This is a genomic window from Parasulfuritortus cantonensis, assembly GCF_004337445.1.
GTDB lineage: Bacteria > Pseudomonadota > Gammaproteobacteria > Burkholderiales > Thiobacillaceae > Parasulfuritortus > Parasulfuritortus cantonensis.
In genome coordinates this window covers 51,314-64,051 of the sequence record NZ_SJZB01000001.1, presented here as the reverse complement: position 1 = coordinate 64,051, position 12,738 = coordinate 51,314, and the positions used below count along the sequence as shown (strand labels likewise).

At 64.4% G+C, this 12,738-nt stretch carries 14 protein-coding genes; 13 read left to right on the top strand and 1 reads right to left on the bottom strand.

Annotation, left to right across the window (positions count from 1 at the left end; all coding sequences use genetic code 11):
* Positions 1 to 9 precede the first annotated feature (9 nt).
* The 11 genes from EZJ19_RS00330 (at position 10) to EZJ19_RS00275 (ending at position 9,853) form a co-directional block, all read left to right on the top strand.
* On the top strand, positions 10 to 570 hold the full coding sequence (locus tag EZJ19_RS00330; RefSeq protein WP_131444319.1) for a DUF2857 domain-containing protein: 561 nt from the start codon (positions 10 to 12) through the stop codon (positions 568 to 570).
* Between the two features lie 3 nt (positions 571 to 573).
* Complete coding sequence (locus EZJ19_RS00325) at positions 574 to 1,758, top strand: STY4528 family pathogenicity island replication protein (protein WP_131444318.1); 1,185 nt, start codon at positions 574 to 576, stop codon at positions 1,756 to 1,758.
* A 235-nt stretch (positions 1,759 to 1,993) separates the two neighbouring features.
* The gene (locus tag EZJ19_RS00320) at positions 1,994 to 2,764 is read left to right on the top strand and encodes a PFL_4669 family integrating conjugative element protein (RefSeq protein WP_131444317.1); all 771 of its coding nucleotides are present in this window, start codon (positions 1,994 to 1,996) and stop codon (positions 2,762 to 2,764) included.
* Complete coding sequence (locus EZJ19_RS00315) at positions 2,761 to 3,309, top strand: DUF3158 family protein (protein ID WP_131444316.1); 549 nt, start codon at positions 2,761 to 2,763, stop codon at positions 3,307 to 3,309. Before EZJ19_RS00320 ends, EZJ19_RS00315 begins: the two co-directional genes overlap by 4 nt.
* The gene (locus EZJ19_RS00310; protein ID WP_131444315.1) at positions 3,306 to 3,689 is read left to right on the top strand and encodes a single-stranded DNA-binding protein; all 384 of its coding nucleotides are present in this window, start codon (positions 3,306 to 3,308) and stop codon (positions 3,687 to 3,689) included. The genes EZJ19_RS00315 and EZJ19_RS00310 overlap by 4 nt, the downstream gene beginning before the upstream one ends.
* A gap of 286 nt (positions 3,690 to 3,975) precedes the next feature.
* Complete coding sequence (locus EZJ19_RS00305; RefSeq protein ID WP_131444314.1) at positions 3,976 to 5,991, top strand: DNA topoisomerase III; 2,016 nt, start codon at positions 3,976 to 3,978, stop codon at positions 5,989 to 5,991.
* Positions 5,992 to 6,791: 800 nt separating this feature from the next.
* The gene (locus EZJ19_RS00295; RefSeq protein ID WP_131444313.1) at positions 6,792 to 7,043 is read left to right on the top strand and encodes a hypothetical protein; all 252 of its coding nucleotides are present in this window, start codon (positions 6,792 to 6,794) and stop codon (positions 7,041 to 7,043) included.
* A gap of 24 nt (positions 7,044 to 7,067) precedes the next feature.
* Complete coding sequence (locus EZJ19_RS00290; RefSeq protein ID WP_131444312.1) at positions 7,068 to 7,460, top strand: hypothetical protein; 393 nt, start codon at positions 7,068 to 7,070, stop codon at positions 7,458 to 7,460.
* Between the two features lie 164 nt (positions 7,461 to 7,624).
* On the top strand, positions 7,625 to 8,341 hold the full coding sequence (locus EZJ19_RS00285) for a DUF5983 family protein (protein WP_131444311.1): 717 nt from the start codon (positions 7,625 to 7,627) through the stop codon (positions 8,339 to 8,341).
* Between the two features lie 284 nt (positions 8,342 to 8,625).
* A complete protein-coding gene (locus EZJ19_RS00280; protein ID WP_131444310.1) occupies positions 8,626 to 9,423 on the top strand; it encodes a GTPase in 798 nt (265 codons plus the stop codon).
* A gap of 64 nt (positions 9,424 to 9,487) precedes the next feature.
* Complete coding sequence (locus EZJ19_RS00275) at positions 9,488 to 9,853, top strand: DUF3085 domain-containing protein (protein WP_131444309.1); 366 nt, start codon at positions 9,488 to 9,490, stop codon at positions 9,851 to 9,853.
* Between the two features lie 377 nt (positions 9,854 to 10,230).
* Here the strand turns inward: EZJ19_RS00275 and EZJ19_RS00265 are convergent, their stop codons facing one another.
* Positions 10,231 to 10,935, bottom strand: coding sequence for a hypothetical protein (locus EZJ19_RS00265; protein ID WP_131444307.1), 705 nt, complete (start codon positions 10,933 to 10,935; stop codon positions 10,231 to 10,233).
* A 574-nt stretch (positions 10,936 to 11,509) separates the two neighbouring features.
* On the opposite strand from EZJ19_RS00265, the gene EZJ19_RS00260 reads away from it, so the two are divergent.
* Together EZJ19_RS00260 and EZJ19_RS00255 are read left to right on the top strand one after the other, a co-directional pair.
* Positions 11,510 to 12,058, top strand: coding sequence for an STY4534 family ICE replication protein (locus EZJ19_RS00260; RefSeq protein ID WP_131444306.1), 549 nt, complete (start codon positions 11,510 to 11,512; stop codon positions 12,056 to 12,058).
* A gap of 56 nt (positions 12,059 to 12,114) precedes the next feature.
* Positions 12,115 to 12,726 (top strand): DUF3275 family protein, encoded by a 612-nt coding sequence (locus EZJ19_RS00255; RefSeq protein ID WP_131444305.1) that lies wholly within the window; start codon positions 12,115 to 12,117, stop codon positions 12,724 to 12,726.
* The last annotated feature ends 12 nt before the right edge of the window (positions 12,727 to 12,738 follow it).

The window sequence follows — 12,738 nt, the reverse complement described above, 5'->3', positions numbered from 1 at the left end:
GAGACCGCCATGTCGTCACCCCATCCGCTCAATCAGGCAGTCATCGCCCAGGCGCTGCACGATCTGCGCAACGGCCAACTGCGCCGCTGCAAGGCGATGGGCTTCGGCGAAGAGGAGCTGGATGCGCTCAAGCATCCGGCGCTGGTCAGCGTGCTGGTCAACACCACCGTGTCGTGGTGTTCGGTCTCAATCAACCGCGAGGTGCTGAAGCGGCTGCTCAACCAGGTGCAGGACGTGGAGCAGGAAATCGCCACGGTGGACCGCATGCTGCGCCTGGGTGCGAGCACGGAGATGGTGAGCCGCTTCTACGGTCTCACGCATCAGGAAGTCGCCCTGCGGCGCGACATCCTCGGGCTGCTGAAGCGCAAGGGGCGGCACCCGGTGCTGGACGAAGCGCAGGAAACTGGCCTGTGGAAGCACTGGAAAGCCGGCGTCACCGAGCGTCATATCGCGTTGAGCGACGATCTGGCCATGCTGGGCCTGACCATGGACCTCGCCGAAACGCTGGCGCTGCCGATGTCGGTGGTGTGGGCGGCGATACGGAACTGGATCGACCAGGGGCTGGTGTAGGCCATGGCGACGGACGGCGCACCACGGCGCGATGGTCCCATGGCGCTGTCGGCGCTGTTCGACGATGCGCTGCAGAACCTGGCGCAAGGGCCAGGCGCGGCACCACCCGGCGACGGCTTCCTGTATAGCGGCAATCGCCACGAAAGCGTGCCGCGAGCGCTGTTCCTCGATCGACGCCTGACGCCGCTGGAGCGCAACGCCTGGCAGGTCTTCCGCTTCCAGCTCAACGACGACGGCGTGACGGCCTTTCCGACCTATGACCAGCTCCGGCCTTACCTGGCCTCGATGCCGTGCGGGGCGCAGGCCTCGCACGAGACCGTCGCGCGCGCCTTGACGCTGCTGCGTCTGACGCGCTGGCTCAGCCTGGTGCGCCGCCGGCGCGACCCCAAGACTGGTCGCATCCTGGGCAACCTCTATGTCCTGCACGACGAACCGCTGACGCCCTTCGAGGCGATGCAGCTCGATCCCGACTATCTGGGCCTGGTGAGTCAGGCCCTCACCCATGCCGCCAAGGCGGTGCAGATCGTCGGCATGCACACGCTGAAGGAAATTGCCGAAGACCCGCTGCTCAGCGGCCGCACGTTGCCGACGCGCTTGCAGGTGCTGGCGCAGCACATGGCCCGGCATGGCTGGGTGACGCCAAGTTACCCACAGGAGGGCGGTAACCACGATTCCGAAGACGGCACAGAAGGCTTGCTTCGGAATGCAAATCCCCCGTCTTCGGAATCCGAAGTGGGGCCGAAACCCGCGCCGGATGGCTCTCTTCAGAATCCGAAGGAGGACCGTACAGTACGTAAGGATCGTATAAATGAAGTACGTACAGTACCGCGCGCGAAGGCCTTGCAGAACCTGCGACTACCCGAGCGTTTCCTGCGCTTGAAGGATGAGCAGCAGGCCGGCGCGCTGGTGGCGCTGCAGCAGGTGGACGAGGCGCAGCGCCAGGCGGTGCTCGACGAGTGGGCGGCACGCTGCCGCAACAGCGCGGTGCGCAACCCGGCCGGCTACCTGTTCGGCATCATCCAGAAGGCGATCCGCGGAGAGTTCAAGGTCTGGGCCGGAGAAAGTGCATCGGCGCCGCCAGCGCCCCCGCCACCTGCGCCATCGTCACCGCCAGCATCCCGTGCCACTGACCCCGAGGTGGCACGTGCCTACCTGGCGCGGCTGCGGTCGGCCCTGCACGACCCTTGAGCGATCCGGCTATCCCCTGGGGATAGGCCGAACAGGCAGCCTTCCGCCGGTCGCCGGTCGCTCATCCCGATCATCACCTTCAGCAGGGCTATCCCCAGGGGATGGCTGGTACAGACAGCCTTCCATTGACGGACAAACAGACAAACCGGGCGCGCGTGGTGTGCGGTTTGTTGACTGACGGCCTTCCGGCTGGAACCGATGCTGGCGACTCGTTCATTCACCGCGAGTCGTCCCCATGGCAAACGAACCCCTGCAACTGAATCTCGGATCGCTGCGCAGCGCGATGTCGCTGACGCTGCACACCCACCACGCATCGCGCATCTGGCACGGCCGCGCGCCGGCCGAGGGGCGCCCCGGCATCATCGGCCTCAACGGCTACATCAGCGTGATGAACAAGATGAAGCGCGGCGCCGAACAGGACGATCCCTACTCGGACTGGTGGATGCTGCGCATCGAAGACAAGCTCACGCAGACCAAGGCCAGCCTGCAGGCGCTGCGCGAACAGGTGGACCAGGCGCTGGCTGACGTGCCGCCCGCGCTGTCCCTGGGCGAGAACATGAACGTGCAGCCGGTGAAGCTGCCGCTGTTCGTCAACGCGCAGCTCGGCTTCATGGCGGTGTACCTGCTGGCCGACTACGACGACCTCGCACGCAAACTGATCCTGGCCCACCACACGGCACTGATCGACCGCAGCACGCTGGAGCGCTGGCTCAATGACGGCGCCCATGCGCTGCGCAGCCTGTTTTCCCTGGCGCAGCAGTACCGCTACTCCGGCACGACGCGCGACGACTTCGCGGCGAAGAACGCCGCGGCGCGGGCGGCGCAGGAGAAGTTCGGCGAGTTGCCGCAGGACGTGCTCGAAGGTACCCACCGCTCGCGCTTTGCGCCACCCATCGTACGGCGGGGGAGTCGGCCCGAGGCATCGGTCGCTGACGCTATGGAGTCTGGCATTGCCGATGGCGCAGGCGATGTCGCAGGACAAGATGATGAGGGCTGCAAGGCATGACGGCTCTTTCTTCTTCCGGCCGTCCAGCGCGCTTCATTCCACTGGCACAGGCGGACTTCCAGCGGCTGGAACACGCAGGCTACCTAAAAGGCCTTTTACAGCCTTTTAAAGGTAAGGGGAGTCTGGAGACCTGGGCCAGCCAGTGCATGGCGCTGCGCGACGAGCTGATCGTCCTGGCGCAACGGCAAGTGTTGCCGCAGGCGCGCGCCTATCCCTTCAACCTGCTCGACGTGCACCTGGCCCAGCAGACGACTGGCGCAGGGACGACCTTTCTGCGCTGGCGCAACCTCGACCGCTCATCCATGGGCGTGGCCTTGTGGGAGTCGCTGCTTGATCGCCCCGCGACACCGGCCTCGCTGATCGATGACCTGTATGCGATCGAACAGCAGCGTATCGCGCTGAACATGCAGATCAGCCTGACCCACAGCATCGCCCGCCTTGCCCTGGAATGCGCCAGCCGGATGGCCCAAGCCGAGGCGATTTATCTGCGGCGTGCCCACGGGCATGTCGCGTCCGTTTCCACTACCCCAAAGGAGTCAACATGAGCACGCACTTCGTCGGCGAGGGCAACATCGGTTCCGCGCCGGAGTACCGCGAATTCCCCAACGGCAACGACGACCCGCGCCGGCTGCTGCGCCTGAACGTCTATTTCGATAACCCCATCCCGAAGAAGGATGGCGAATATGAGGACCGCGGCGGTTTCTGGGCGCCGGTAGAGCTGTGGCATCGCGATGCCGAGCGCTGGCAGTCGCTGTACCAGAAAGGCATGCGCGTGCTGGTCGAAGGCCGCACTGTGCGCGACGAATGGGAGGATGCCGACGACAACGAGCGCGTCACCTTCAAGATCGAGGCCCGGCGCGTCGGCATCCTGCCGTACCGCCTCGAGGCGGTGACGCTCGGCGCCAAGCCGGCCGTGGGCCAGTGACCAAGCATCGCGGGCGGCTGTAGCAACCGTCAGACGCCCGCCTTGCACCAGTAGGCTATCCCCTGGGGATAGTTCCACTGCGGTCCACCGAGTTTCAGGCCGCCCTCCCGACACGAATCTCCCGTCCCTCACATTGTCGCGACCCACAACTACCACTGCGGCAACCATTCCTCAGCCGATCACAATTCGGTGTCCATGCCATCCGGCTTCCTTGCTGCCGGTCTCACCTGGCCCAGCCATGCTGTTGTCCATCCGATGAACTGCACATTCCCGAGGAGGCTTCAACATGCGCGTGTTCCTATGCGAGAAGCCTTCGCAAGGCAAGGACATCGCCCGCGTGCTGGGCGCCGGCCAGCGTGGTTCCGGTTGCTACAGCGGCGCGGGTATCGTCGTGACCTGGTGCATCGGTCATCTGATCGAAGCGGTTCCGCCCGAGGGCTATGACGAGTGCTACAAGCGTTGGGTCATCGAGCAACTGCCCATCATTCCCGAGTATTGGCGCGTCGAGCCCAAGGCGGCGACCGCCGCGCAGTTCAAGATCGTCAAGCAGCTCGTCGGCCAGGCCACCGAGCTGGTGATCGCCACCGATGCCGACCGCGAAGGCGAGATGATCGCCCGCGAGATCATTGAGTTGTGCGGCTACCGCGGGCCGATCCAGCGTCTGTGGCTGTCGGCGCTCAACGATGCGTCGATCCGCAAGGCGCTGGGCGCGCTGAAGCCGTCGGCCGAGACGCTGCCGCTGTACTACTCGGCCCTGGCCCGCTCGCGTGCCGACTGGCTGATCGGCATGAACCTGAGCCGACTGTTCACGCTGCTCGGACGGCAGGCCGGCTACACCGGCGTGCTGTCGGTGGGCCGGGTGCAGACGCCGACGCTGAAGCTGGTGGTGGATCGCGACCGCGAGATTGCCCGCTTCGTCTCCGTGCCGTTCTGGGCCGTCGAGGTCACGCTGTCCCATGCCGGTCAATCCTTCATTGCAAGTTGGACGCCGCCGCAGGGTTGTACGGATGACGCCGGCCGCTGCCTGCAGCAGCCGGTTGCCCAGCAGGCCGCGGAACGCATGCGCGCCGCCGGCAACGCCCAGGTGGTGTCGGTCGAGACAGAGCGGGTGCGCGAAGGTCCGCCGCTGCCGTTCGACCTGGGCACGCTGCAGGAGGTGTGTTCCAAGCAGTTGGGGCTGGACGTGCAGGAGACGTTGGACATCGCCCAGGCGCTGTATGAGACGCACAAGGCGACGACCTATCCGCGCTCCGACTCGGGCTACCTGCCCGAGAGCATGCTGGCCGAAGTGCCGGCCGTTCTCGACAGCCTGGTCAAGACCGATCCCGGCCTGCGCCCATTGATCGACCGCCTGGACCCGACCCAGCGCTCGCGTGCCTGGAACGACGGCAAGGTCACGGCGCACCACGGCATCATCCCAACGCTGGAGCCCGCCAACCTGTCGGCCATGAATGACAAGGAACTGGCTGTCTACCGACTGATCCGCGCGCATTACCTGGCGCAGTTTCTGCCCCACCACGAGTTCGACCGGACAGTGGCGCAGCTCGCTTGCGGCGGACAGTCGCTGCTGGCCGTGGGCAAGCAGATCGCCGTGGCCGGCTGGCGCCAGGTGCTGACGGCGCCGGAGGAAAGCGATGCGGATAACGACGACGCCCCGCGCAGCCAGGTGCTGCCGGCGCTGCGAGCCGGCTTGTCCTGCCAGGTCGTCCACGTCGATCTGAAGGCGCTCAAGACCCTGCGGCCCAAGCCCTACACGCAGGGCGAACTGGTCAAGGCCATGAAGGGCGTCGCTAAACTCGTTACCGACCCGCGCCTGAAGCAGAAGCTCAAGGAGACGACGGGCATCGGCACCGAAGCGACGCGCGCCAACATCATCGGCGGCCTGCTCGGCCGCAGCTATCTGCTGAAGAAGGGCCGTGCCATCCGTGCCTCGGATGCCGCCTTCACCTTGATTGACACCGTGCCGGCCGCCATTGCCGATCCGGGCACGACGGCGGTCTGGGAGCAGGCGCTGGACATGATCGAAGCCGGCCAGATGACGCTGGACACCTTCATCGCCAAGCAATCCGCCTGGGTGGCCCAGCTCGTGCAGCAGTACAGCGGCGCAACGCTCGCCATCAAGCTGCCGCCTTCGCCATCCTGTCCGCAGTGCGGCGCGCCGATGCGCCAGCGCACCGGCAAAAACGGCGCTTTCTGGTCGTGCAGCCGTTACCCGGATTGCAAGGGAACGCAACCGGTCGATACCTCGACAGGCAAGCGCGGTGCGCCGCGCAAGCAGCGGGCTTCCCGCAAGGCGTCCTGACGCCGACGAATCCCCGCGCCACGCCGGCCGTTTCCAACGGCGGGGCCAACCTCCCGCATCTCGCGGGACTCCCCAGCACACGCCTCCTTCTGCAACGGTGTGCGCGTCTCGCTGCCCCGCGACGGGTCCGCGAGACGAGAAGGTCGCTCCTCCGCGAATCGCCTCTGCCGCGATTCCATTGATCGAAGTGCTCCCGTTTATGACGAGGGATCTCCTGACGCCTGGCAGGCTTGTGCCGCTGCGAGCCGTCAGGAGACCCCTCGGGTCGACGGTATTCGGTGCCGGTGCCCGCCGGCGGAACAACGGGCTCCCTTTGTGCGCGGATGTGTGCCTAAGGATGTCGACCCCAGCCACGACACGGGTCGGGTGCGATTGCTGACGCAGCGAGCGGCTTTGACGACGGCCGGGACTGCCACAGCCCACAGGTGGTTTCTCTCTTCTCCGGCTGAAGGCTCAAGTGCCTTCGGCCTGTTGGTCTTTGTTTGATCCTGATCGGTGTCGCGCAGCCTCAAAGCCCTCAAAGCGGCCCTTGTGCAATGCGCATTCCTCGAAGACGCCAGTGATGCGACGCCTCCATTCTGCAGTCATGCGCTGCTGACAGCCGTCAGCACCATGCCCTGGCAGCTCCGGTCTTCAAGGCTGCAACGCGGTTCGCCGCGTGGATCGAACCAGTCCGCCTCGCATCGCCCATTGCGGACGAGCGTCTTCGCGACGCCCGATGCCATTCGTGTTCAACCCTTCGGGAGGTATCCGCTCCCGTCTGGGTGTTGGGCTCCCGGTCCTTCAACCAGGAGAGCCCCATGTTCCTTGCATTCGCATCGACGCCCCCGAGTGCCGCACTGGCCCGTGCCGAAGCCATTGGCTATCTGGCCCTGGCCTACACCGGCAAGCGCCTGCCTCTGCAGGTGCGCCACAGCGCTGCCGGCCACTACATCGGCACCGCCGATGAAGACGGCCCGGTGTCCCGAGAGTCCGTCGAGTACTTCCGTTCGCAGCACGCCGCCGACCACGCCCTGACAACAGGCCGCTGGCAGCAACGCATCCACCCCTGACTTCCACTTACCAGGAGCCATGTCATGAACCAGTCTTTGTCCCAAGACGTATTTGATCAGATCGCCGCGGAAGAACGGCATTTCGCCGAAGCACCGCGGGCCTTTCTCGAAGCGTGGAAGCGCGGTGCGGAAATCGCCGGCCCCGAGTGGTTCGGTGACGGCACCCCCGAAGGCCTGCAGCGCGCCACCAGCAAGTGGGATCTGCGCCCCAAGGTGTTGTTGCTCAACGACGCCCTGGATGTCCTCAGCGGCGGCCAGCGCATGTTCCTGTCCGCGATGGTGAGCTTCTACAACGCCCGCGAAGGCGGCGCGATGCTCAAGCGTTGCGGATTCGAGGGGCTTTCCGATCTGGGAGGCCTCGATCTGGAACGCCGCAAGGTCATTGCCGATCTCGCGCTGAACTACAGCGGTTGGTGACGCCGATCCGCTTGTTCGCCACCCGTTCCATTTTTCACCCATGAGGGACATGCGCCTCTATGCGAGGCCATGTCCCTCCTTGTTCTCGACATCTCTTCAACCACCCGCTGGGGCTTGCTCCCCAGCCGGGGAATGGGCTCCACTTCCTCTTATGGAGAAAACTCATGTCCCCGAATACCAACCCTTTCCTCCGCGGCTACCAGAACCTGCGCATTGATCGCTCCCTGTGCATCACCTACGAGGACGACTGTCCTCCGGTCTGGCGCCCGCTGCATCCCAGCCAGACGCCTCTGACGGATGACCAGGTCGCGCTCTTCCCCTGCGTCTTCAGCAATGACTTCGCGTTGATCACCGAAGGCCAGGACATTCCCGAAGACCTGGAGGCCCAATGCCAGACCGAAGGCGTGGCGCGCACCGTGGTCTACGCCGTCAGCGGCGATGACTTCGGCCAGCCCGTACACGTCGGCGACATCTACTCGGAGGAAGCCGCGCGAGAAGTTGTGCGGCGACTGAGCTTCGAGACGGGCTTCTACAGCCGGTGCTGGGAGATCAGCAGTGCCCATCTCACCGCCGACGCAGGCCGCTTTCTCGCAGATCTGGCGGACATCGCCACGCCGAGCGGTTTTCTGTTCGTCGCCTTCCGCATCCCGTACAGCCCCGCGATCGGCGTGAAGCTGATCGCCACCCCCTGGACGGATGCGAACCTGCAGCATGTCGAGGGCATTACCGCCGAAGAGCTGCGGCAGGCACACGGGGCCAAGGGCATGCCGGAGTCCCTCGTGGAAGTGCTGCACCTGGCTGCGCTCGCCGACGTTCGCATGCTGGTGTTCGATGCCGATGCGCCGGTGCTGGACGGATTGCCCTTGTACGACGACGAGTAGTCCCTTGCGAGCCCCCATGCGGGGCTCTTCCTTTTCATGGAACGTGGTGGCGACAGGTTGCCGATTCCCGGACGACAGGCGCCCACGCCTGCCGCACGCTTCCCGCATGTTCGCTGGCGTAGCCGGCAGCATCCCAGGCAGTCGAGACCTTCGAGACTGCGGTGCGGCTCTTGCCGCGCTGGTTGCTTCTTCCACCGGACGCATGCCGTGTCCTTCCACCTCACCCTCAAGGGACATACCTCCCTTGCGGGCGGGAGTCCCTTGGTTACCACAAGGAATCTCCCATGGATACCCAAGCCATCCGCGCACAAATGCCGACGATCGTTCGCGGCCACGTGCCTTCCAACATTCGCAGCTTCAAGTTCAACATCTTCGACGGCCAGCCCAAGGTTTCGACGCTGGGCTTCCATATCGATCCCAAGCCGTTCGAGGGCAAGGTCATCGCCACCACCGACGAGGCCATCGTCGTCAAAACAGGGCGCGCCGAATTCGCGGTGCTCGACCGGACACTCGTGACTGAAGTGCCCGACGAAGGTGCCAAGGTGCAGGTCGAACCCTACGCCCGACGCCGCTTCGACGGCCTGCGCGCGGACACGCCCGAGGAAGAGACCGCATTCACTGCCGACGGCAAGCCGTACACGGTGCAGCGGTTCGTGCTCGGTTCCGCGCCGGCGAAGTTGCCGATCCCCGTGCCTCGTTGCCCCGAGCTGCAGGAGCTGATCCAGCAGATGGAACAGTTGCCCGCACCCGATGGCTACCGGCGCATCACTCATTTGCTGGTGGATGCCGGGGCACGGGACTTCACCTGGGTCGATCCGCTGCCCAAGGACATCATCGCGACGCCGCCGGCCATTGGCTTCGCGGTGGCCACGGCGAAGTTCCAGGGGCGCGTCACCGTGTTGTACGAGCGCGGGCTCGATGTGTACGCGGTGGAACTGCACCGCGACAGCGAGCTGTTTGATCGGGTCGACGAAGTGTTCTTCGACTCCCTCGGCGGGACGCTGGAACGGCTGATCGACGACGGGAACTGGCGGCGCATTCGCGTGCAATGCCTGTCCGTTCGCAAGCCTGTTCGTCACTGACCGCTACGTGGTTTCCCGTCCTCGCGACGGGAAACCCTTCATCCCTTTACCTGGAGATCAATCCATGTCTGTTCGATTCAAAGGCTCTGACCTGCGGCCCGTGCTCGCCGAAGCGGTGGTCAACCAATGCCGCGTCATTCTGGTCAAGGATCAGGGCGTGTACTTCCTGGCCGAGCGCGGCGAGCGCCGGCCCGATGGGCGCCAGAAGCTCATCACCTACGCCGAGGGCTGCAACCCGGATGTCGATGCGTTCGATGACTGGTGGGAGCTGGCGCGCGCCGAGTTCGGTGGCGACGACTTCGGCGAGTTCTTCGATCCGCAGGATGGCGTTTTTGCGCTCATCCTGAACGGCGAGTGCGACCTCGAGGTGTCTGCCACGGCAACGCAGCTGTCGCTGCAGGCCGTGACTCCTACGCGGCGCGGCAACTGACTGTCTGCCATTCCCAGCCCCCGCCCGGGGGCGTCTCACTTTTCGCACCGCGGTCCTCGCCGCGTGCTCGCGCTCGTCTCCAGCCCCGTCTTGGGCCACCCCTGCCGGCGACCGCCGGCCCCTGCCTGGAGATACTTCGCATGCGCGACCCGTTCAAGATCGATCAGCCGACTTGCATCAGCTTCAGCGGCGGGCGCACCAGCGCCTACATGCTCTGGCGCCCGCACACTCTGCCTGAGGGTGACCTGCGTCGCCCCAGAAAAACAAAGCGCGGTGGTAGATTGCTCCACCACCGCGTCAGCAATTTAGTTCAACGCCGGCGCTCAGCCGCAGCCGCGCGAAGCGATGCCTCGGCTGGAGCGTCTGGTTGGGCCGCACTATTTCTGTAGGGGCAGCACTTTGGTTTGCCCATCGTTCTTGTCCCTAAGCGTGCAATAGAAACCCTTGCCCCGAATGGATATGAAATGGCGCTCCAGGAAGCGCTCCAGCCTTTCCAGATCACTCCACAGAGCGGGTGAGTGCTTAGCGTAGAAGGTGTCGTGCTCTACCCATGTGTATGGATTCAATTCATGCGCCCAGCCATGAAGACGTTGGTAGATGGCGATTAGCTCATCGTGAGTGAGCCGGCGCTCCGGAAGGCCCTCAATGGTGGTCTTCACCCCGTGCTCTTTCTCTTCATCTGGCGTGGCTGGACGGATAACGCTCGGGCTTGGCAATACCTCCAGGCCCTTCTTCTTGAGGTTCTTAAAGATGTCTTCAGCATTCCACTGGCCCTTGGCGTCCCTTGGGATGGTCGTCAAACCGTTCTCAATCGCAACAAGACAGGCGAACGCAGTGCCTTCCACGATTTTGCGCCCGTGAAAGGCCGCAGATTCTGCGCGAGCGAAGTCAGCGGCATGTGATGCTTTGAGTTGTCCGATGACGTCAAAGCGCTCCCTAATGGTCTGCATCAGTGATCCGTAATTCTCGAGCGGCATCATGGTGTGGCCCAACGAAGGGTTATTAGATGTTTGGCGCGACATACCTTGCATTTCCTTTGCACCCCGTAACGGAATATTGCGTGCCCCCAGAACGCCTTCCATTTGTCTTTGGAGCGCGGCCTTGCCACTTTCATGGGGGAACCGCACTTGGGGTAGCTAGGGGCAAACCTGATTGTTTCGAGTTTTTCCTGATGCTGTTTGCGCTTCGCGGATACCGCGTAACCGCTCCACGTGCCCCATATGGCGTTCTTTCTTTCGGACAGCATATCCCATCGGGCCTTCCATCTGCCCTTGTTTCGAGTGACGCGTCAAAAACAGCCAAAACCGCATGATTTCGACATCAGCCCTCGCTTTCTCAGCGCTGCCATGGCGGGACGAATCGGGTCGGACTTTGATGCTGATTTACTCTCACCGGTCACGCCGAGGAATGGCAGGCTGACGCCATGTTCCGCTGACTCCCGTCAGCAACATGCCCAGGTAGCCACGATCCTCAAGGCTACGGCGCGGTTCTGGCCGCGTTGATCACCCCAGTTCGCACCGGCATCCACGCGCGAACGCCCATCGGTTTCCGATGGCGATGCCACCAAGCTGTTCCATTAACCCACGCGGGGGTTCCACACCTTCCCCGCCTGGGTCGGGTGTGTCTCCGCCTCTTTAGTTCTTCAGGAGATTCACCATGACCACTTCCACCGAAAAGTCCTACTTCGATCTGCACATTACCGGCCTCGGGTACCTCAATCGCATCCGCGAAGTGAAGCCCAAGAAGGGCGATGCGTTCTTGGCCTGCGACATCGCAGCTCTGAACGGTCCCAGCGATGACGTCTCGTATGTGCGCTTCGACACGCGCGTATCGGGATCGGAAGCGCAGCACCTGGTGCGCCGCTGCATCCAGGCGGTTGACGCCGAGAAGAAGGTGATGATCGGCTTCCGCCTGGGCGACCTGTGGGCCGACACCTTCACCTACTCCAAGGGCAAACGTGCCGGCGAGCAAGGGGTGAGTCTCAAGGCCCGCCTGCTGTTCGTCAGCTGGATCAAGGTCGACGGCAAGCTCGTCTACAAGGCCGAGCCGAAACCGACCGAGGCCGACGAGCGCGACCCGGAAGTCCCTGCGATGACCGATGCACCCGCCGCGCAGCAAGCCTCGGTACCTGAGCCTTCTCAGTCCGCTGACGAAGCTTCCGACGACACCGATGCCCCCGCATTGGCTGCCGCCAAGTCGTTCTGATCCACAAGGCCCCGTTTTCTGGGGCCTTGTCTTCTCATCGTCAGCAGGAGACCTTCATGATCACCATCCCCGGCCAACTGGCCATCAAGACCATCCACGGCCGCAACGGCGACTTCAATGTCGGCCGCCTGGCGACCTCCATCGGCGAGTTCGTCGTGAAGAACGCCGAGCTCGACCAGTACACCGAAGGCAAGTATGAGGGCGATTTCGTCATTGCCGAGATTCGCCCTTCCACGTACAACGCCAACGGCCGCATGGTCATCGAGATCCGCGCTGTCCTAGGCGGAATGACGCTGTCCAACATCGACGCCCTGAGCCGCGACGAAGCCCGCCGGCTGAGTCCGCAGGAAGTCGATCCGATCGACGAGGAAGCGCAGGCTCCCGCACCGGTCGCCCCCAAGGCGCTGGCTAGGGCAAAGTCGCGCAACACGCGCGATCCCTTGGTCGACACCACGCCGTTCGGCAGCGAACCGGCCGCAGCATCCCCCGAGGCTTCTGCCGAATCGGACGACGCGGCGCTGTTCGGTGCGCTCTGGCCGCTGGGCGCGATCGTCAAGCTCGACGCCACCGTCGATCGTCGCGTGCTGCGCCAGCAGCGCGACCGTCTAGGTGCGCTGGGCTACGAGTTCGCACCTTTGTCGCAGGACTGGCACCTCGCCAGGGCCTGATTCCCACCGCCG

Excerpts from the sequence above, each read along its gene's own strand:
- EZJ19_RS00330 (WP_131444319.1), top strand. The coding sequence starts at position 10 with ATGTCGTCACCCCATCCGCTCAATCAGGCAGTCATCGCCCAGGCGCTG.
- EZJ19_RS00325 (WP_131444318.1), top strand. The coding sequence starts at position 574 with ATGGCGACGGACGGCGCACCACGGCGCGATGGTCCCATGGCGCTGTCG.
- EZJ19_RS00320 (WP_131444317.1), top strand. The coding sequence starts at position 1,994 with ATGGCAAACGAACCCCTGCAACTGAATCTCGGATCGCTGCGCAGCGCG.
- EZJ19_RS00315 (WP_131444316.1), top strand. The coding sequence starts at position 2,761 with ATGACGGCTCTTTCTTCTTCCGGCCGTCCAGCGCGCTTCATTCCACTG.
- EZJ19_RS00310 (WP_131444315.1), top strand. The coding sequence starts at position 3,306 with ATGAGCACGCACTTCGTCGGCGAGGGCAACATCGGTTCCGCGCCGGAG.
- EZJ19_RS00305 (WP_131444314.1), top strand. The coding sequence starts at position 3,976 with ATGCGCGTGTTCCTATGCGAGAAGCCTTCGCAAGGCAAGGACATCGCC.
- EZJ19_RS00295 (WP_131444313.1), top strand. The coding sequence starts at position 6,792 with ATGTTCCTTGCATTCGCATCGACGCCCCCGAGTGCCGCACTGGCCCGT.
- EZJ19_RS00290 (WP_131444312.1), top strand. The coding sequence starts at position 7,068 with ATGAACCAGTCTTTGTCCCAAGACGTATTTGATCAGATCGCCGCGGAA.
- EZJ19_RS00285 (WP_131444311.1), top strand. The coding sequence starts at position 7,625 with ATGTCCCCGAATACCAACCCTTTCCTCCGCGGCTACCAGAACCTGCGC.
- EZJ19_RS00280 (WP_131444310.1), top strand. The coding sequence starts at position 8,626 with ATGGATACCCAAGCCATCCGCGCACAAATGCCGACGATCGTTCGCGGC.
- EZJ19_RS00275 (WP_131444309.1), top strand. The coding sequence starts at position 9,488 with ATGTCTGTTCGATTCAAAGGCTCTGACCTGCGGCCCGTGCTCGCCGAA.
- EZJ19_RS00265 (WP_131444307.1), bottom strand. The coding sequence starts at position 10,935 with ATGGAAGGCGTTCTGGGGGCACGCAATATTCCGTTACGGGGTGCAAAG.
- EZJ19_RS00260 (WP_131444306.1), top strand. The coding sequence starts at position 11,510 with ATGACCACTTCCACCGAAAAGTCCTACTTCGATCTGCACATTACCGGC.
- EZJ19_RS00255 (WP_131444305.1), top strand. The coding sequence starts at position 12,115 with ATGATCACCATCCCCGGCCAACTGGCCATCAAGACCATCCACGGCCGC.